Below are 19426 nucleotides of genomic sequence, written 5' to 3' on the forward strand. Positions count from 1 at the left end.
CTATAGGCAACGACAATGGCAGTAGGCATTTTTGACAGTGGATTGGGCGGTCTGACCGTTCTTGATGCGGTGACCAAGAGGTTGCCGGATTTGCCGACCGTGTATTTTGGTGACAATGCACATGCGCCTTATGGCGTGCGCGATGCCGATGACATCTACAACCTGACCACGGCCGCCGTGGAACGCATGTGGGATGCGGGCTGTGACCTGATCATCCTGGCCTGCAACACCGCCAGCGCCGCCGCCCTGCGCCGGATGCAGGAAAGCTGGATTCCCACCGACAAGCGCGTGCTTGGTGTCTTTGTACCTCTGATCGAGGCATTGACCGAACGCAGCTGGGGCGACAACTCGCCGCCCCGCGAGGTCGAGGTCAAACATGTGGCGCTCTTTGCCACGCCTGCCACCGTGTCCAGCCGGGCGTTTCAACGTGAACTGGCGTTCCGGGCCATCGGCGTCGACGTCGAGGCACAGGCCTGCGGGGGCGTGGTGGATGCCATCGAAGAGGGTGACCTGATCCTTGCCGAAGCGCTGGTGCGGTCGCATGTCGATGCTCTCAAACGCAAGATGCCGGACCCACAGGCGGCCATCCTCGGGTGCACACACTACCCGCTGATGCATGACACCTTTCAGGATGCTCTGGGCCACGACGTCCAGGTCTACAGTCAGGCCAATCTCGTGGCCGAGTCGCTGGCAGATTACCTGCAGCGCCACCCCAACATGATCGGGGCCGGGACCGAATCACTGTTCCTGACGACGGGGGACGCGGCCCGCGTTTCGGACCGTGCGACGCAATTCTTGCGACGAAAGATCACCTTTCAGTCGGCGTGACACTCACGCCCCTCGCAATTTCATGAATCAAAGCTTAAGTTCTGCGCCGAGCAAACTGGTGCGGTTCTGCGTCAAATCATAACGAATGACCCGAGATGGGTTAACGAAGTTGTACAACAAAGTTGTACAACTTGGACAAAAGGGGTCCGAAAAGATGTACAACATGCACAAAATCGCCATTTTGGGCGCCTCCGGCTACACCGGGGCCGAGCTGGTCCGGCTGATCGCCACGCACCCGAAAATGGACATTGTTGCCCTGTCTGCCGACCGTAAAGCAGGCATGGAAATGGCCGCCGTTTTCCCTCATCTGCGCCACCTCGATCTGCCCACGCTCTGCAAGATTGACGAGATCGATTTTGCCGAGGTCGATCTGTGTTTCTGTGCCCTGCCGCACGCCACCTCTCAGAAGGTGATCAAGGCGCTGCCGAAGTCGCTGAAAGTGGTTGATCTGTCTGCCGATTTCCGGCTGCGCGACCCGGAAGAATACGCCAAATGGTATGGCGGTCAGCACGATGCTTTGGAGTGTCAGGCCGAGGCGGTTTATGGGCTGACCGAGTTCTACCGCGACGACATCAAAACTGCGCGTCTGGTGGCGGGAACGGGCTGTAACGCGGCCACGGGCCAGTACATGCTGTCACCCCTGATCAAGGCCGGGGTAATTGACTTTGATCATATCATTCTGGATCTCAAATGTGCAGTCTCCGGCGCAGGTCGGTCGCTCAAGGAAAACCTTTTGCATGCCGAGCTGAGCGAAGGCTATCACGCCTATGCCGTGGGTGGAAAACACCGGCATCTGGGCGAGTTTGACCAGGAGTTCAGCAAGATTGCCGGGCGTGAGGTGCGCATTCAGTTCACCCCGCATCTGGTGCCTGCAAACCGGGGTATCCTGGGGACGGCCTATGTGCATGGGAATGCGCAGGAAGTGTATGAAACTCTTGAAAAGGCTTATGAAAATGAGCCGTTTGTTGAGGTTCTGCCTTTCGGTGAAGCCCCCAGCACGAAACATATCCGGGCGTCGAACTTCTGCCATGTCGGCGTGGTTGCGGACCGGATCGAAGGCCGCGTGATCGTGATCGCGGCGCTGGACAATTTGACCAAGGGCTCGAGCGGGCAGGCGCTGCAAAATGCGAACCTCATGCTCGGGGAAGAGGAAACAGAGGGCCTGATGTTGGCGCCGGTCTTCCCGTAGTTCTTGAGAGAGAGGAGTGAGGATGAAAAACCTCAAAAAGAAACGCCGCGTACAGGTCATTCTCTTGGCCTTTGTCGCGCTTGCGGTGTCGACCGCGCTGATTGGCTATGCCATGCGCGACGGCATCAACTTTTTCCGCTCGCCGAGCGAGGTGGCCGAGGCACCTCCGGGACCGACCGAAGTGTTCCGCATTGGCGGCCTCGTCGAAGAGGGCACTCTTGTGCGCGGCGAGGGCGAGACCGTGACCTTCAGCGTGACCGACGGTGGGGCGTCGATTCCGGTGGCCTTTACCGGCGTGCTGCCCGACCTCTTTGAAGAGAACCAGGGCATGGTCGGAACAGGGCGCTACATGAACGGGGTTTTTGTCGCCGATGAGATCCTCGCCAAACACGACGAGACCTACATGCCCAAAGAGGTCGTCGACGCACTGAAAGAACAAGGCGTCTACGTCGAACCCGACCCCGAAAGCTAATCCAAACCCAACCAAAACGCTCCGGAGACCATTCCGGGGCGTTTTGCGTTTTCGGGCCTGCGTACGTTGGTCTGAGGCGCTGTTAACCGTTTCTCGTCAGCCTAAGCTTCGAATCTTTCGGCGAGGTGAATAATGCAGACGGTGCGGGAAATTGCTGAAGCCATCGTGGCCCGCGAGGGTGGCTACGTGAACGATCCGGATGATCCCGGCGGGGCGACCAATCACGGTGTGACCATTCACACCATGCGACGCCTTGGGCTGGATCTGGATAAAAACGGCAAAGTGGACGCGCGCGACGTCAAGCGTCTGAGCCGCGCGCAAGCGATTGAGATTTATCTGAAACACTATTTTGAGGCACCTCGGATCGGACAGCTGCCACAAAGCCTGCAGGCCAGTGTGTTCGACATGTATGTCAACGCCGGCGGCAACGCGGTGAAGATTCTGCAGCGTCTGTTGGGTGACATGGGGCATGCCGTCGATGTCGACGGCGTGATCGGCCCGAAAACCGTCGAGGCATGCTGGCTGGCCGCCCAGGCGGCACCAGAGCACCTGGGGGATGCCTATGGGATCGCGCGCCGAAACTACTATTTCCGCCTTGCGGATCGCCGCCCCGCGTCACGCAAGTACGCGCGCAGCAGGCGGGGCGGCAAAGGCGGGTGGATCACGCGGGCCGAGGAGTTCATTTCGCCGCGCTACCATCTGAGTGACGCGGCATTTCAGGCGAGGGTGGCGACATGGGGTTGATTGGGCAGGTTCTGAGCCTGATTTTTGGTGGCGGCCGCAATGCGGTCAAGGAAACCGCCGAGGTTTTTCGTGAAAACGCAGAAGCAGGCGCTGAACGCGGCAAGGACGTGCAACTGGCGGCCATGGCGGCCCATGGGGCCGAGTTCTATCCACAGGGTCGCGGACTGTTTGATCGCGCCATGGATGCCATAAACCGGCTGCCCCGACCTTTGATGGCGTTGGGGTGCCTTGGGCTTATCATGTCGGCCATGATCGATCCGGTGTGGTTTGCGGCCCGCATGGCGGGGATCGCCCTTGTGCCCGAACCTTTGTGGTGGTTGCTGGGGGTCATCGTCAGTTTCTACTTTGGCGCGCGCCATCAGGCCAAGGGACAAGAGTTCCAGCGATCCATAGCTGCAAGCATGGCGCAGGTGCCTACTGTGGTTGAGAACCTGAAGCTGTTGCAGACGGTTGAGACACGCGATACCAATCCAGCCCTCGAGGATTGGCGCAAGGCAAATTCACAAACCGCGACAAAGTGATCGGGCAAACATGACGAAAGTCATTGGCCACCTTCTGTGGGCGAAGTATATGTTTGCTCATGATTACAGAACTTGGCCATTTCGCCCTGATCCTCGCCGCCCTGACCGCATTGGTTCAAGGCATTGTTCCCCTTATCGGCGCGCACAAACGGTGGCCAGGCTGGATGGCCGTGGCGGAACCCGCAGCAGGTATGCAATTCTTGCTGACGATGTTCTCATTTCTCGCGCTCACCTATGCCTTTGTGGTGTCGGACTTTTCAGTGCGCCTGGTGACGCTGAACTCGCATTCGGCCAAACCGATGATCTACAAGATCAGTGGTGTTTGGGGCAACCACGAAGGGTCGATGCTTTTGTGGGTGCTGATCCTGACGATCTTTGGCGCAACACTGGCCTGGTTCGGAGGCAACCTGCCGCCCACATTGCGGGCCCGTGCGCTGTCGGTTCAGGCCTGGGTTGCTGTGGCGTTCTTTGCGTTCATTCTGTTTACGTCGAACCCGTTCCTGCGGATTTCCGCGCCGCCGTTTGACGGCGACGACCTGAACCCGCTGTTGCAGGATGTCGGCCTCGCGCTGCACCCGCCGTTCCTGTACCTCGGCTATGTGGGGCTTTCGATGGCGTTTTCTTTTGCCGTTGCAGCCCTGATCGAGGGGCGTGTGGATGCCGCTTGGGCACGTTGGGTGCGTCCTTGGACACTCGCGGCTTGGATCTTTCTGACCATTGGTATCGCACTGGGGTCCTGGTGGGCCTATTACGAACTCGGTTGGGGCGGGTTCTGGTTCTGGGATCCGGTTGAAAACGCGTCCTTCATGCCCTGGCTTCTGGCGGCGGCGCTGTTGCACTCGTCCGTTGTGGTCGAAAAACGCGAGGCTTTGAAAAGCTGGACAATCCTGTTGGCCATCCTTGCCTTTGGGTTCTCGTTGATCGGGACGTTCATCGTGCGCTCGGGCGTCATCACGTCGGTGCACGCCTTTGCCAATGACCCGGAGCGGGGTGTGTTTATCCTCGCGATTCTGCTGGTCTTCATGGGGGGCGCGCTGATGCTGTTTGCGGCCCGTGCCAGCGCGATGGAAGCCAAAGGTGTTTTCAGCATGGTCAGCCGTGAAAGCGTGCTGGTGTTGAACAACATTCTTTTGGCAGTGGCCTGTTTTGTTGTTTTTGTTGGCACCATCTGGCCGCTGGTCTCCGAAATCTTTTTTACCCGTAAGTTGAGTGTCGGACCGCCGTTCTTCAACATGGCCTTTACGCCCTTCATGGTGCTTCTGGGCATTGTGTTGCCGGTCGGGGCCATGTTGCCCTGGAAACGGGCCAATCTGGCTCGTGTCGCCAAACCCTTGCTACCAGCATTTGTGCTGGCACTGGCGCTTGCCGGGCTGGTCTGGGCCATGCAGACCGGGCGCAGTCTCTTGGGTCCTGTTGGCTTGTTCCTCGGGGCGTGGCTGGTTTTTGGAGCGATCACAGACCTGACCAGTCGTACAGGCCGGGGTGCTTTCGGGCAACGTTTCCAGCGCTTGCGCCGTTTGCCTCGGGCGGACTGGGGCAAGGCGGTGGCCCATGCCGGGTTTGGCGTGACCATCTTTGGCATTGCCGGACTGACGGCTTGGGAAATGGAAGATATCCGCGTGGCCTATAAGGGCGAGCCTTATACCGTTGGCGCCTTTGAGTTTACGCTGCAGGATGTGCGGGCGGTGCAGGGGCCAAACTATATGTCGACCATGGCCGACGTGACCGTGCACAGAAACGGCAAATTCGTTGCCTTGGTGCACCCGGAAAAGCGTGTCTATCCGGTCAGTTCCATGCCCACGACCGAAGCGGCGATTGACTATCGCTTCCTGCGTGACGTCTATGTCGTGGTTGGCGATCCGCAATCGGATGGTGGCTTTACCATGCGCACCTATATCAAGCCGCTGACCAACTGGATCTGGTTTGGCTGCGCTATGATGTCTTTCGGGGGCTTTCTCAGCCTGAGTGATCGACGTTTCCGCGTGGCTGCAGGGGCCCGCAAAGCCCCCTCGGCAGGAGTGCCAGCAGAATGATACGGATGATCCTGGTCCTGATGTTGATGGCCGCCCCGGTCTGGGCGGTTCAACCAGACGAAGTTTTGGATGACCCGGTGCTGGAAGAGCGCGCCCGTGAAATGTCCAAGGACCTGCGGTGTTTGGTGTGTCGGAACGAAAGCATCGACGAATCCAACGCCGAACTTGCTCGTGAATTGCGCATACTCGTGCGTGAACGTCTGGTTGCCGGAGACACGAACGAGCAAGCGATGAACTATATCGTGGATCGTTACGGCGAATACGTGTTGCTGCGCCCCCAAACCGGTGGGTCCAATTTGGTGCTGTGGCTGGCGGGCCCGGCGATGTTGTTCCTGGCATTGTTGACCGCAGTGTTTTATTTGCGTGGTCGCGCCAAGGCACCTCGCACGGCCGAAAAGAAACTGAGTGAAGACGAGCAGGCGCGACTAAAGGAAATCCTGGACGAATAACGTCAGGTTGCGCTTGTGGTCACCTATGCTGCACCCTAGGTTCCATTTGAATCAAGGAGGATGCGCGCATGGACTATCAGACAATCGATTACCGTCTTGAGGACGGTATTTCCGTGGTGACGCTGAACCGTCCCGAGGTGATGAATGCTCTGACCCAGCAGATGCGCGCCGAGATTACGGATGCGGTGATCACCGGGGGCCGAGAGGCCCGGGTGGTCGTGTTGACCGGTGAGGGTCGGGCCTTTTGTTCCGGGCAGGACCTGGGCGATGGTGGCAGTGCGGCGAGCATGGATCTCGAACGCGGTTTGCGCGATGAATATGCACCGATGATCCGCGCGATCACCAATTGCCCGGTACCGGTGATATCCGCCGTGAACGGCGCCGCCGCCGGGGCAGGGGCAAACCTGGCGCTTGCGGCGGATGTGGTGATCGCTGCTGAAAGCGCATACTTCATGCAGGCGTTCTCGCGCATTGGTCTGATCCCGGACGCAGGTGGCACCTATGTTCTGCCCCGTGTGGCCGGTCATGCACGCGCCATGGGCATGTCGCTCTTTGCCGAAAAGATCGAAGCCCGCAAAGCCGAGAGCTGGGGCATGATCTGGGAGGCCGTGGCCGACGCGGAGTTTGAGGAAACCTGGAAAGCCCGCGCCCGACATCTGGCCGAAGGCCCCACCGTGGCATATGCCCATATCAAGCAGGCGTTGCAGGCGTCTGATGGCAATGAGCTGGAAGAGCAATTGGCGCTTGAGGCCCAATTGCAAGGCAAATGCGGCAAAACACGCGACTTCCAAGAGGGTGTTGTCGCCTTTCTTGAAAAGCGCCCCGCAACCTATGAGGGGCGCTGATCTCGGGCGTTAGCGGCCCTTTATGTGGGCCATGAGGGCCAGGGCCTCGGGCGTCGGTTTACGCTCAACACGGCGATAGGCGCTGCCGTCCGTTTCTCTGGTGGCAAGACCGTGATCAATCAGCGACCTGCGCAACAGGACATGGTCGTCAAACGCCATGCCCTCTTGCAAAACTGCATTCACCTCGGCCTCTTTCATGTCCTGATGGGCCGGAAGCCGTGCCCAAAATGGCCACAGGCACAGCCCTTGGACCTTGGTCTGTTTGGGCCAGCGGGTCATGCGACCAGAGGCGTCAAACACGCGGCGTGCGCGCTTGAGGGCCAAGGTGTCCAGCGCATTGTCCACAGGCAAGCTGCGCAGGTGCTGATGATTGCGGTATCCCGCCGACTTGGCGATCAGGGCCAGCATGGCGGCGTGACCGGGCAGGCTGTCTTCAACCGCGAGAAATTTGCGCAGGGATTTGGTAAATGCCGACACGTCGGCAATGAAGAGGGGGGTTACCTCTTTGGTCATGGAATGCATCCTTTGGCGATCCGTGCCTCCCGGTGGTCGGGGTCGATGGCCGCCCTTGTCGACAGCACGGCAAAAGCATGCAGTCGGTACATCTCGCAGGTTTAGCGTGGTCAGGTGACCGGCGGCGCCTCGGTGAACTGCGGACCGTGCCCAAGACGTAGTTCAGGCCGTTCGGCTTTGCAATCCCCTGAACCAGACAGAAATGGGGCGCGATGAATGTTCATCACGCCCCCGCATCCAAGAGTTAGGTGACTGTGGCTCAGGCCGCCACCAGAGTGACATTGTCAGCGTTAAAGGTTGGTCCGGCAGCCAAAACAATCATGACCTCGTCACCATCAGCAAAAACCGTGGCGTCGCCAGTGGTGCCGTCAACAGAGGTCGTGATGGTCGGCTCAGGACTGCTGTCATCATAGGAATAGATTATGGCGTCTTCCGAGGCATCATAGTCTTCTATGATCGCCGGTTCGCCCGGTGTGATCCAGTCCCCTCCCGCAAAGAGGTCTGATCCGGAACCGCCGGAGACCGAGTCCATGCTGCCCATGATGATTTGGTCATCACCGCCACGTCCCTCGATCACATCGCCGTCGTCAGTGTCTGGATCGCTGGAAAGAGAGTAGGTCAGATCATCGATGGTCGCCGCGGTTTCAGCGGAAGCCTGCAGCGCGTCTTCGTCCAGTTGCGAGGTACCGTCGATCACGTCATCGCCGCTGTTGCCGATCAGCGTATCGCTGCCATCGCCCCCAACCAGGACGTCGTCTCCGCTGCCGCCCTGAACAAGGTCATTGTCCTGTCCGCCCAAAAGCAGGTCGTCTTCGGAGCCACCTGCCAGAGTGTCTTCGCCTTCAAGCCCAAAGGCGATATCATAGCCCGTTCCACCGTCCAGCGCGTCTTCGCCTTCGGTGCCGATCAGCAGGTCATTGTCGCCTTCATCCACAAGGATATCGTCAGAGACCTCTGCGGTTTCCAACTCTGACTCCGACGAGGATGAAGTGTCATCGTCGTCGTCAGTGACCTCATCAATCACCCAAACCCAGAACGCGACCCCCAACAGAACACTCAATGCGATCAGCATGTTTTGAAACCTCGTGCCTAAAAATCGCCACAAAGTTGGCTGGGTTTTGTCAAAAAGTCAATAAATTCAATATATTGTATCGTTTTCGTTAACAATTCCATGTCGCCTGATAGGAATAGTTACTGAATCGTTAACAAAAAACGCGCCCCGGATGGTGCCGGAGCGCGTTGTAATTTGGGTAACTCGGTGGATTTACCGGTCTTCGATGTCCACATAGTTGCGCTCTGTCTCGCCTTGGTACAGCTGACGAGGACGGCCGATTTTGTGGGCCGGATCCGACAGTTGCTCTTTCCATTGCGAGATCCAGCCAACCGTGCGCGACAAGGCAAAGATCGGGGTGAACATCGAGGTCGGAAAGCCCATCGCTTCGAGAATGATGCCCGAATAGAAATCGACGTTCGGGAACAGTTTTTTCTCGGAGAAGTATGGGTCCGCCAGCGCAGCCTCTTCCAGCGCCTTGGCGGTGGCGAGAACCGGGTTGTCTTCAACACCCAGAAGGTCAAGCACTTCGTCAGCCGACTGCTTCATCACAGTCGCGCGCGGGTCAAAGTTCTTGTAGACGCGGTGACCAAAGCCCATAAGCCGGAATGGATCGTTCTTGTCCTTGGCGCGTGCGATGAACTCGGGGATGCGGTCCGGAGTGCCGATCTCTTTCAGCATTTCCAGACAGGCCTGGTTGGCGCCACCGTGCGCGGGGCCCCAGAGACAGGCGACACCGGCAGCGATGCAGGCAAACGGGTTGGCACCCGAGGACGAGGCCAGACGCACAGTTGAGGTCGACGCATTCTGTTCGTGATCTGCATGCAGGGTAAAGATGCGGTCCATGGCACGGGCCAGGATCGGGTTCACCTCATAATCTTCGCAAGGTACTGCAAAACACATGCGCAGGAAGTTGGACGCATAATCCAGATCGTTGCGCGGATACACAAAGGGCTGACCAATTGTGTATTTATAGGCCATCGCGGCGATTGTCGGCATCTTTGCAATCAAGCGGTGCGAGGCGATCTCGCGTTGCAGCGGATCATTGATGTCGGTCGAATCGTGGTAGAATGCCGACATCGCCCCGACAACACCCACGATAATAGCCATCGGGTGCGCGTCACGGCGGAAACCGCGGAAGAAGTTGATCATCTGCTCATGCACCATGGTGTGGCGCGTGATCGTGGTTTCGAATTCATCCAGCTCCTTGGCCGACGGCAGATAGCCGTAGAGCAAGAGGAAACACACTTCGAGGTAATGCGATTTGCCGGCCAGCTCATCGATGGGGTAGCCACGGTGCAAAAGGACACCTTTTTCACCATCAATGTAGGTGATGGTCGAGTCGCAGGACGCGGTAGAGGTAAAGCCGGGGTCATAGGTGAACACACCAGCCTGGCCATAAAGCTTGCGGATATCCAGCACGTCTGGGCCTGCGGTTGGCGAATAGATGGGCAGCTCGTATGAGTTGCCGTCAATCGTCAGTGTGGCTTTCTTTTCAGTCTCGGACATACTGTTTCTTCCTCTCGTGCCCCATGCGCGGACCGCCGGGGAGGTTTCCATTAGGGGGCCGGACTGCCAAGTTGGCGTCAGGTCCCGTCTTTTTGTTGTGATGCTTCCTCGATCCGCGCAACTGTTTCGTCGCGTCCAAGGACGAGCATCATGTCAAACACGCTGGGGGTCGCGGCGCGTCCTGCAAGGGCTGCCCGCAGCGGACCGGCCATCTTGCCAAACTTGATTTCCTTCGCATCAGCGAAGGCGCCCGTGACAGCCTCCAAACCGTCTCGGGTCCAGCTAGCATTTTGCAGCTGCGGCGTCAATTCATTCAGTATACAACGGGATACCGTATCGAGGTTTTTGGCGGCTTTCTCATCCGGTTCAATTGGGCGACTTGCGAGAACAAACTCTGCTTTATCAAGGAGTTCTGGAAAAGTCTTGGCCCGCTCTTTGAGGCAATACATCGCACGTTGCATCAATGCGGACTTTTCGTCGCTGAGGGGGTGGGACCCGGTCGCAGCGAGAAAATCACCCAGCTCATGCAGCAGTGCGGCGTCATCGCTAACAGCGATATGTTGACCACAAAGGTTTTCCAGCTTTTTTGTATCAAACCGTGCAGGGCTTTTGCCGATTCCGTCCAGATCGAACCAGTCCTGTGCCTGCGCGTCCGAAAAGAATTCATCGTCCCCGTGGCTCCAGCCCAAGCGCGCGAGGTAATTGCGCATGCCGGCGGCAGGATAGCCCATCTTCTGATATTCTTCGGCCCCAAGTGCGCCATGACGTTTGGACAATTTCTTGCCATCCGGCCCGTGGATCAGTGGAATATGAGCCCAAACCGGAACAGTCCACCCCATCGCCTGATAGATCATCATCTGGCGTGCGGCATTGTTCAGGTGGTCATCGCCGCGGATCACATGGGTCACGCCCATGTCGTGATCATCCACAACAACCGCCAGCATGTAGACGGGCGTACCATCCGAGCGCAGCAGGATCATATCGTCCAGCTGGTCGTTGCGAATGGTCACGTCGCCCTGAACTTCGTCGCGAATGACGGTAGTGCCTTCGTTTGGTGCCTTGATCCGGATGGCAAAGGGGGCGTCCGGGTGTGTGCTGGCATTGGCCTCCCGCCAGGGGCTGCGAAAAAGGGTGGACTTGCCTTCGGCGCGGGCCTGTTCGCGAAATGCCTGGATTTCTTCCTGTGTGGAAAAGCACTTATAGGCTTTGCCCTCGGCCAAGAGCTGGCGTGCCACTTCAGCATGCCGTGCCGCCCCTTCGAACTGGCTGACCACGTCGCCGTCATGGTCCAGCCCCAGCCAGCTTAGGCCCTGCAGGATAGCCTCGGTTGCTTCGGGGGTTGAACGGGCGCGGTCGGTGTCTTCGATGCGCAGCAGGAACTTGCCGTCGCGGCCCCGGGCATAAAGCCAATTGAACAGCGCGGTGCGCGCACCGCCAATATGCAGATAACCGGTGGGCGAGGGGGCAAAGCGGGTGACGACCTGGTCTGTCATGACGGTCTTAACCTTTCCGTAACCAAAATGGAGCTAGCGTTGGCGCCTGTCTAACGACCCTCCGGAATGAGGACAAGGCTTGCGCTTGTTTGCCCTGATTGCCGCGGCTGTACAAGGCCAGCGGGGGCATCTGTTCCCCTGGGTTCCGGTTTGCATCGCAACCGGGATCGGGGGGTACTTCATGTTGCCGCGCGAACCCCATGACTGGGAGTTGATCAGCTGCGGAATGGTTTCAGTCGCTTGCGTTCTGATCGCAGCCCGCTCGCACGAAGGGCTGGCTCCGGTGTTTGTTGGTCTCAGCTTTGTGGCATTCGGCATCGTCCTCGCCAATTTCCGCGCGGTACACGTGGCCGCCCCGGTTCTGGAGTTTCGCTACTACGGCGCCATCGAGGGCGAGGTTGTGGGGTTGGACCGTTCTGGATCGGACAAGCTGCGGATGACGCTTGGTGATGTGGTGCTCGACAATGTTCCGCCCACACGCACCCCCCATCTGGTGCGCGTTTCGTTGCACGGAGAGCAGGCTTATGTGACCCCCATGCCGGGGATGCGGGTGATCATGGCAGGACACCTTTCGCCGCCATCGGGCGCGGTCGAGCCGGGGGGCTTTGATTTTCAGCGCCATGCCTGGTTTCAGCGGATCGGCGCGGTCGGCTACACCCGGACACCTGTGCTTGCTCTGCAGAATCCGGTATCAGGACAGGGCGTGTTTGGCCTGCGGATGGCCATGTCACACCACATTCAGACTTATCTGCCCGGAGATGTGGGTGGGTTTGCTGCGGCCGTGTCGACCGGGGATCGCAGTGGTATCGGGCGGTCCACAGTCGACGCACTCCGAGGATCCAATCTCGCGCATTTACTGGCGATCTCGGGGCTGCATCTGGGGCTGTTGGCCGGGTTCGTATTCGCTGTGGTGCGCTTTGGCATTTCGCTTGTGCCTGCGATTGGCTTACGCGTGTCAGCCAAAAAGATCGCTGCAGTAACCGCTCTGGGAGCTTCGGCGGTTTATCTGGCGCTGTCGGGCGGCAATGTGGCCACCCAGCGGGCCTTTATCATGGCGGCGGTTGCCCTTGTTGCGGTGATGTTAGATCGCCGAGCGCTGAGCCTACGGGCCGTTGCCCTGGCTGCCATCATCGTCATGCTGTTGCGCCCCGAGACGATCCTGGGGCCTGGGTTCCAGATGTCCTTTGCCGCGACAACGGCGCTGGTGGCAGTGTTCGGCGTCTTGCGGGACCATGAGGGGTTCAGATTGCCGCGATGGTTACGTCCGGTGGCCGCAGTGTTCATCTCATCCTTGGTTGCAGGGCTGGCCACAGCACCGATTGCAGCGGCCCATTTCAACGTGATCTCGCACTATGGGTTGCCAGCGAACCTCTTGGCGGTGCCGGTCATGGGCATGCTTGTTGTCCCTTCGGCGGTACTGGCCTTGTGTCTGGCCCCGTTTGGGCTGGAGGGCATTGGCCTCTGGGCGATGGGGTTGGGGCTCGAATGGATTCTGACTGTCGCACATGTCTTTGCCGATCGTCCTGACGCACGGGGGTATGTGCTCAGTCCGCCGGGGCTGGTGCTCCCCTTGTTTGCGATGGGCATGTTGGTTCTGATGATGTGGCAGGGACGTCTCAGGGCACTTGGGTTGGTTGTGGCCCTTGCGGCGCTGACCCTGTGGCAAAGGTCAGAACGTCCTGATGTCCTGATCGCTGATACGGGTGGGTTGGTGGGCGTCATGACCCCCGACGGGCGGGCATTGAGCAAACCACGCGGTGCGGGCTTTATCGCCTCCAACTGGCTCGAGAATGACGGCGACTCGGCGGATCAGGAACAGGCCGCCGCGCGATTCATTGGCGGTTCGGGGGATGTGTCCCAAACAGCGATTGGTGACAGCCGTGTGCTGCATGTCAAAGGCAAAACCGCGTCGCTGGCGTTTCGAGATTGTGGGCAGGGCGATATCGTTGTCTTCACCCATGAGGCAGTCAGTGATTTGCCATGCACTGTCTTCACGCCGTCAGTCCTGAAATCGACGGGCGCCATTTCCCTGCATGCCGACAAGGGGGGGCTAAAAATGAAAACAGCCCGCGAGGTCAGCGGGCTGCGTCTTTGGAACCAGGCGAAATAGGCGTCAGTAGGTGCGGATCAATCCGACCAGACAGCCCTGAACCTTAACCTTGTCCTCGGGGTAGACCCGGGTTTCATAGGCCGCATTGGCGGCTTCGAGGGCAATCGAGCTGCCGTTGTGATGGAACCGCTTCAGCGTCGCCTCCTGATCTTCGACCAAGGCCACAACAATATCGCCGTTATCCGCAGTCGTGGTTTCGCGGATGATCACGACATCACCATTGTTGATGCCCGCTTCGATCATCGAGTCGCCCTTGACCTCCAGCGCATAGTGGCTGCCAGCGTTGCGCAACATGGCACCGGGAACGGCAATGTGGTGATCCACGTGGCTGATGGCTTCAATCGGAACCCCGGCTGCGATCTTACCCATGACAGGCAGTTCACGGGCATGCAGAATAACCTCGTCCGGTGTCACATTCGCCGGTTGTGACGGCGACGGATGCGGGCCGTTGATCACACGTGGTTCAAACCCGGATGTGGTTGGCGCAGAAGGAACGCCGCCAAGCGATTCCGGCAGCTTTACAATCTCAATGGCCCGGGCCCGGTGAGCCAGTCGCCGGATAAAGCCACGCTCTTCTAGGGCGGTGATCAACCTGTGGATGCCGGATTTTGAGCGTAGGTCCAACGCATCTTTCATTTCATCAAAGCTCGGCGGGACGCCATCCCGTTGCAAACGAATGTGAATGAATTCGAGCAGGTCCAGTTGCTTTTTGGTCAGCATGAGGGGCCTCTTTTGCGGCTGCATATGCTTTTGTTCTACGCATGTTCCTGTTTTGTGTCAACGAATTTGGGAACAGGCCGTGAACATAATCCGCAAAGCCCTAGATTGGCAGGAACCCAAGAACCTCGCCCGCCTCGCGTGTCTCATCATTCGGCGGGCGGATTGCAAGGGCATTGGCCTCGGCCAGAACCGTCAAGAGAGAGCTGTCCTGACGCTCAAAGATGGTCATTGTCCCGTTCTCAACCCGCGCGCGCATATAGTGCTGACGGGGTCCATTGGCCGGAACCGATGCCGCCAGCGGGGCGCTGCGTTCCGGCGCGGGCGCGGCGCCCAGGCCCAGCATGGCACGCACGACCGGTGTCACAAAGACATGCCCGCAAACCATGGCCGAGACCGGATTGCCGGGCAGTCCGATCATCATGGCACCACCAGCAAGCCTGCCTGCCATCAACGGTTTTCCGGGGCGCATCAGGATTTTGTAAAAGCTGCGATCCATGCCGAGGTCCGCGGCCACATCCCCCACCAGATCATGATCCCCAACCGATGCACCCCCTATGGTCAGCACAAGGTCCGCGTCATCCACAAGAGAAAATGCGGTCTCTAAGGACTCGCGCGTGTCGCGTGCGATCGGCAAAAGTCGGGCTTCTGCCCCAAGATCACGCAGCATGGCCTGCAACCCAAAAGAGTTCGAGGCAATGATCTGATCGGGGCCGGGGTTTTCACCTGGCATCACCAATTCATCGCCGGTCGACAGGATCGCGACGCGCGGGCGGCGTGTGACCGGCACTTCGGCAATGTTCATCGCTGCCAAAAGCGCAATGTCAGAAGGGCACAAAAGCCGCGGTGCGGAAAACTCTTGCCCGTCGGTGAAATCTGCGCCCGCGGGGCGAATGTGAAATCCCTGGTCGAGGGTTTCGCGCAGCGTGATGGTGTCACCGTCGCGGGTCACATCCTCTTGAATGACCACGCGGGTGGCCCCGTCAGGCACAGGCGCACCGGTGAAAATGCGCACGCATTGACCAGACCGGACCTTGCCCTCAAAGGCATGCCCGGCAGCGGCCTCTCCGATCACGTCAAAGCGGACGCCCGGCGTGACCTCTTGTGCGATCATCGCGTAGCCGTCCATGGCGGACCCAGCAAAGGGGGGCTGATTTCGCGTTGCTCTGACGCTCTTTGCCAGAACGCGGCCGTTGGCTTGTGACAAGGGGACGGTCTCAACATCCAAGGGTGAGGCCAGTGCGAACAGATGATCGAGAGCTTCTGAAACCGTGATCATTCCGCCTCGTATCTCCCTGATTTTCCGCCATCCTTCAGGACCACGCGGATACCGCCGATCTCCATCGCTTTATCCACGGCCTTGGACATGTCATAGACCGTCAGCGCCGCGACATTGACAGCTGTCAGCGCCTCCATCTCAACACCCGTTTGACCCGTGGTTTTCACGGTGGCCTCAATCCGCACTCCCGGCAGGGCAGCGTCCGGTGTCAGTTCCACGGCAACTTTGGTGATGGGCAGGGGGTGACACAGGGGGATCAGCGTTGAGCACTGTTTTGCACCCATGATCCCGGCGAGACGCGCAACGCCCAGAACATCCCCCTTTTTGGCGCGACCTTCCTGAATAATATCAAAGGTTTCCCGCGCCATCCTGATCCAGCCTTCGGCCACGGCGACGCGCGATGTGACGGCCTTGTCGGAGACATCCACCATGTGGGCGTCGCCCTTGCCATCAAAATGGGTCAGACCGGTATCCGTTGCCATCAGAAACCTCCGGGGCGCAGGGGATTGGCCAACAGGCTGCGCGTTGCGACTTCGACATCATCCTGACGCATCAGGCTTTCGCCGATCAGGAAGATGCGCGCCCCGTAACGGGCCATGTCCGCCAGATCTTCTGAGCTGTTCAGACCGCTTTCAGACACCAGCATCCGATCCGCGGGGACCAGTTTTGACAGGGTGCGCGTGGTGTCGAGTGTGGTCTCAAAGGTTTTGAGATTGCGGTTGTTGATGCCCATCAACGGCGACTTCAGGTGACAGGCGCGCTCAAGCTCGGCGGCATCATGCACTTCAATCAGCACATCCATGCCCCAGCCAAAGGCGGCGTCTTCGAGTTCCTGGGCCTGGGCATCGCTGACCGACGCCATGATGATCAGGATACAATCCGCGCCAAGGGCACGGGCTTCGGCAACCTGATAGGTGTCGTACATGAAATCCTTGCGCAGCGCTGGCAGGCTAGTCGCTTCGCGCGCGGCGGTCAAATAGTCCTTGGCCCCCTGAAAGCTCGGCGTATCCGTCAGCACGGACAGACAGGCAGCCCCTCCGGCCTCATAGGCCTGCGCGAGCGATGGCGGGTCAAAATCGGGCCGGATCAACCCCTTGGAAGGCGAAGCTTTTTTGACTTCGGCGATCAACCCATAGCCCTCACGTGCTTTCAGCCGCAAGGCTTCGGCAAAGCCGCGGACAGGGCTTGCCTCTCGGGCTTCGGCTTCGAGTGCTTCGAGTGGCTTGGCGGCCTTGTCAGCGGCCACTTCGTCGAGCTTGTAAGCCTTGATCTTGTCGAGAACAGTCTCAGTCATGCAGTCGTCCAGTCGATTTGCGGCTCACCTCGGGCGACGAGCCACGTGTTGATCCGTGAAAACGGACGCGAGCCGAAAAATCCGCGCCGCGCCGACAATGGTGACGGATGCGCAGATTCGATCAGCAGATGGTCGCCGCCATTTTTAGGCGTTGAGATGTGAGGCGCAAGGGCCTGCGCCTGTTTGCCCCAAAGAACAAAGGCCGTGGGTCTCTGCGAGACCTCGCGCAGCACCTGTTGCGCAAGGGGTTGCCACCCAAGCTTTGCGTGGCCGTTGGCCTGACCGGACGGCACGGTCAGAACTGTATTGAGCAACAGGACGCCCTGATCGGCCCAAAACCGCAGGTCGCCGGTAAGAGGCGCTGCGCCAAGGTCATCGATCATTTCCTTGAAGATGTTGTTCAGCGATCTTGGCAACGGCAGCACGTGGGGCTCAACCGAAAACGACAGCCCATGCGCATGGCCGGGTGTCGGATAAGGATCCTGGCCCAGGATGACAACGCGCGTCGCTTGCGGGGCGCAGCGTTCGAACGCTGCGAACACCTGATCCTCGGGGGGCAGAATGTCTCTTGTGTCCTGCGCAAGCGTTTTGGAAATCGCCGGGTAGTCCGAGGTAAAGAACGGCAGATGAGCCCAGGTGTCAGGGTAGTGCATAAGCGATCTTTCCGGGTCGGGACCAAGCGGTTTCGAAACCGCTTGGCTGCGATTGCCTCAGGTGGCCGAGGTTGCCTTGGCCAAAGCTTCGATCTTGGCCTTTGCCGCACCACTGTCGATACTTTCGCGTGCTTTTTCAACGCCTTCTCGCAGATCGCTCGCAGCGTCTGCCACCACAAGGGCAGCCGCCGAATTCAAAAGCACCGCATCGCGATAGGCATTCTGCGCGCCGCCAAGCAGGTTGCGGAATTCAATGGCGTTTTGTTCCGGTGTGCCGCCAAGAATGTCCTCAAACCGATGCACAGGCAGCCCGGCATCTTCCGGGTGCAGTTCGATGTCTTTCACCGTTCCGTCCGTCTCTAGCGCTGACACCCAGCTCACGCCGGAGATGGCCAGTTCGTCCGTACCGTCCGACCCATGCACCAGCCATGCGCGTTCACTGCCCAGCTGTGCCAAGGTTTCGGCCATAGGGCGGATCAGATCGCGGGAAAAGGCGCCGGTGAGCTGACGTTTGGCACCTGCCGGGTTGGTCAAAGGGCCAAGGATGTTGAAGATCGTGCGGGTGCCCAGCTCTTGCCGGGTTGGCATTACATGGGCGATGGCCGGGTGGTGCATCGGCGCCATCATAAAGGCGATGCCGCATTCTGCCAGCGCCCGTTCCACCACCGCAGGCCCGACCATGACGTTGATGCCCATCTGCCCGAGGGCATCTGCCGCGCCGGATTTCGACGACAGGTTGCGGTTGCCGTGTTTCGCGACGGGCACGCCTGCGCCGGCCACCACAAAGGCTGTGGCGGTCGAGATGTTCAGCGTGCCCTTGCCGTCACCACCGGTGCCGACGATGTCCATCGCACCTTTGGGGGCTTTCACAGCGTTACACTTGGCGCGCATCACGGCAGCGGCTGCCGCATATTCGTCAACTGTCTCACCACGCGTTCGCATGGCCATCAACAGGCCACCACACTGGCTGGGCGTGGCTTCGCCTTCGAACAGGATCTCAAAGGCCTGTTCAGCCTCATCCCGGGTCAGCGGGCGTTCGGCGGCGGCACCGATAAGGGGCTTGATCGCGTCACTCATGCCGGTTCCCCTTCTGTGGCGGGCATCATGTCGAGAAATGTCTTGAGCATCGCGTGACCGTGCTCTGAGGCGATGGATTCGGGGTGGAACTGTACGCCCTGAATAGGCAGTTCCCTGTGCTGCAGACCCATGATCGTGCCGTCCTCGAGCCAGGCGGTGACCTCGAGACAGTCCGGCAGGCTTTCACGATCCACCACCAGCGAATGGTACCGCGTGGCGTCAAAGGGCGAGGGCAGCCCGGCAAAGACACCGCCACCGTTGTGGTGCATCTTGCCCATCTTGCCGTGTACGATCTCGTGACAGCGCACCACCTCGCCGCCAAAGGCCTGACCGATGGTCTGATGCCCCAGACATACGCCCATCAGTGGTGTTTTTGTTTCTGCCGCGGCTTCGGTCAGGGCAAGACAGATACCGGCCTGATCCGGATCACAGGGGCCCGGAGACAGCAGAATCCCCGCCGGGTTCATGCCCATGGCGTCCTGCACGGTCAGAGCGTCGTTGCGATAAACGCTGACATCTGCGCCCAATTCACCCAGGTAATGCACCAGATTGTAGGTAAAGCTGTCGTAATTATCGATCAGGAGCAGCATTTTGCACTTCTTCGTCTTAAGTGTGAAAACAGGGTAGAGACCCTGCCCATGGTCGCGGT

Annotated in this window: 20 protein-coding genes; 9 read left to right on the forward strand and 11 right to left on the reverse strand. The window is 59.3% G+C overall.

Going from position 1 to position 19426, the window contains the following annotated elements; translation table 11 throughout:
• Positions 1–15 precede the first annotated feature (15 nt).
• The 8 genes from EK369_RS00945 to EK369_RS00980 all read left to right on the forward strand — a co-directional run bounded on the left by EK369_RS00945 (position 16) and on the right by EK369_RS00980 (position 7081).
• Positions 16–828 (forward strand): glutamate racemase, encoded by an 813-nt coding sequence (locus EK369_RS00945; protein ID WP_127111817.1) that lies wholly within the window; start codon positions 16–18, stop codon positions 826–828.
• Positions 829–991: 163 nt separating this feature from the next.
• Positions 992–2017, forward strand: coding sequence for an N-acetyl-gamma-glutamyl-phosphate reductase (gene argC / locus EK369_RS00950; RefSeq protein WP_127111818.1), 1026 nt, complete (start codon positions 992–994; stop codon positions 2015–2017).
• Between the two features lie 22 nt (positions 2018–2039).
• On the forward strand, positions 2040–2489 hold the full coding sequence (ccmE, locus tag EK369_RS00955) for a cytochrome c maturation protein CcmE (protein ID WP_127111819.1): 450 nt from the start codon (positions 2040–2042) through the stop codon (positions 2487–2489).
• Between the two features lie 132 nt (positions 2490–2621).
• A complete protein-coding gene (locus EK369_RS00960; protein WP_127111820.1) occupies positions 2622–3233 on the forward strand; it encodes a holin-associated N-acetylmuramidase in 612 nt (203 codons plus the stop codon).
• Complete coding sequence (locus EK369_RS00965) at positions 3224–3754, forward strand: holin family protein (protein WP_127111821.1); 531 nt, start codon at positions 3224–3226, stop codon at positions 3752–3754. The genes EK369_RS00960 and EK369_RS00965 overlap by 10 nt, the downstream gene beginning before the upstream one ends.
• A gap of 59 nt (positions 3755–3813) precedes the next feature.
• Positions 3814–5787 carry a heme lyase CcmF/NrfE family subunit gene (locus tag EK369_RS00970; RefSeq protein WP_127111822.1) on the forward strand — a complete coding sequence of 658 codons (1974 nt, stop codon included), beginning with the start codon at positions 3814–3816 and terminating at the stop codon, positions 5785–5787.
• Positions 5784–6236, forward strand: a complete 453-nt coding sequence (locus EK369_RS00975; protein WP_127111823.1) for a cytochrome c-type biogenesis protein — start codon at positions 5784–5786, stop codon at positions 6234–6236. The genes EK369_RS00970 and EK369_RS00975 overlap by 4 nt, the downstream gene beginning before the upstream one ends.
• A 68-nt stretch (positions 6237–6304) precedes the next feature.
• A complete protein-coding gene (locus EK369_RS00980) occupies positions 6305–7081 on the forward strand; it encodes an enoyl-CoA hydratase-related protein (RefSeq protein WP_127111824.1) in 777 nt (258 codons plus the stop codon).
• A gap of 9 nt (positions 7082–7090) precedes the next feature.
• Here EK369_RS00980 and EK369_RS00985 read toward each other — a convergent pair whose 3' ends face one another.
• The 4 genes from EK369_RS00985 to gltX form a co-directional block, all read right to left on the reverse strand.
• Positions 7091–7594, reverse strand: a complete 504-nt coding sequence (locus EK369_RS00985) for a DUF2087 domain-containing protein (RefSeq protein ID WP_127111825.1) — start codon at positions 7592–7594, stop codon at positions 7091–7093.
• Between the two features lie 259 nt (positions 7595–7853).
• Positions 7854–8666 (reverse strand): calcium-binding protein, encoded by an 813-nt coding sequence (locus EK369_RS00990; RefSeq protein ID WP_127111826.1) that lies wholly within the window; start codon positions 8664–8666, stop codon positions 7854–7856.
• 192 nt (positions 8667–8858) lie between these two features.
• Positions 8859–10154: a citrate synthase gene (gene gltA, locus EK369_RS00995; RefSeq protein WP_127111827.1), complete on the reverse strand. Its 1296-nt coding sequence runs from the start codon at positions 10152–10154 to the stop codon at positions 8859–8861.
• A 77-nt stretch (positions 10155–10231) separates the two neighbouring features.
• Positions 10232–11647 (reverse strand): glutamate--tRNA ligase, encoded by a 1416-nt coding sequence (gene gltX, locus EK369_RS01000; RefSeq protein ID WP_127111828.1) that lies wholly within the window; start codon positions 11645–11647, stop codon positions 10232–10234.
• Positions 11648–11726: 79 nt separating this feature from the next.
• Between gltX and EK369_RS01005 the strand changes: the two genes are divergently transcribed.
• A complete protein-coding gene (locus EK369_RS01005) occupies positions 11727–13757 on the forward strand; it encodes a ComEC/Rec2 family competence protein (RefSeq protein WP_127111829.1) in 2031 nt (676 codons plus the stop codon).
• A 3-nt stretch (positions 13758–13760) separates the two neighbouring features.
• Here EK369_RS01005 and lexA read toward each other — a convergent pair whose 3' ends face one another.
• The 7 genes from lexA to EK369_RS01040 all read right to left on the reverse strand — a co-directional run bounded on the left by lexA (position 13761) and on the right by EK369_RS01040 (position 19367).
• On the reverse strand, positions 13761–14477 hold the full coding sequence (gene lexA / locus EK369_RS01010; RefSeq protein ID WP_127111830.1) for a transcriptional repressor LexA: 717 nt from the start codon (positions 14475–14477) through the stop codon (positions 13761–13763).
• A gap of 100 nt (positions 14478–14577) precedes the next feature.
• Complete coding sequence (locus tag EK369_RS01015) at positions 14578–15753, reverse strand: molybdopterin molybdotransferase MoeA (protein ID WP_127111831.1); 1176 nt, start codon at positions 15751–15753, stop codon at positions 14578–14580.
• On the reverse strand, positions 15750–16235 hold the full coding sequence (gene moaC / locus EK369_RS01020; RefSeq protein WP_127111832.1) for a cyclic pyranopterin monophosphate synthase MoaC: 486 nt from the start codon (positions 16233–16235) through the stop codon (positions 15750–15752). Before moaC ends, EK369_RS01015 begins: the two co-directional genes overlap by 4 nt.
• Complete coding sequence (gene trpC, locus EK369_RS01025; RefSeq protein WP_127111833.1) at positions 16235–17047, reverse strand: indole-3-glycerol phosphate synthase TrpC; 813 nt, start codon at positions 17045–17047, stop codon at positions 16235–16237. Before trpC ends, moaC begins: the two co-directional genes overlap by 1 nt.
• Positions 17044–17700, reverse strand: a complete 657-nt coding sequence (locus EK369_RS01030; protein WP_127111834.1) for a uracil-DNA glycosylase — start codon at positions 17698–17700, stop codon at positions 17044–17046. Before EK369_RS01030 ends, trpC begins: the two co-directional genes overlap by 4 nt.
• 57 nt (positions 17701–17757) lie before the next feature.
• Positions 17758–18777, reverse strand: a complete 1020-nt coding sequence (gene trpD, locus EK369_RS01035; protein ID WP_127111835.1) for an anthranilate phosphoribosyltransferase — start codon at positions 18775–18777, stop codon at positions 17758–17760.
• On the reverse strand, positions 18774–19367 hold the full coding sequence (locus EK369_RS01040; protein ID WP_127111836.1) for an aminodeoxychorismate/anthranilate synthase component II: 594 nt from the start codon (positions 19365–19367) through the stop codon (positions 18774–18776). Before EK369_RS01040 ends, trpD begins: the two co-directional genes overlap by 4 nt.
• Between the last annotated feature and the right edge of the window lie 59 nt (positions 19368–19426).

The organism is Shimia sediminis, from assembly GCF_003990645.1.
Taxonomy (GTDB): domain Bacteria; phylum Pseudomonadota; class Alphaproteobacteria; order Rhodobacterales; family Rhodobacteraceae; genus Shimia; species Shimia sediminis.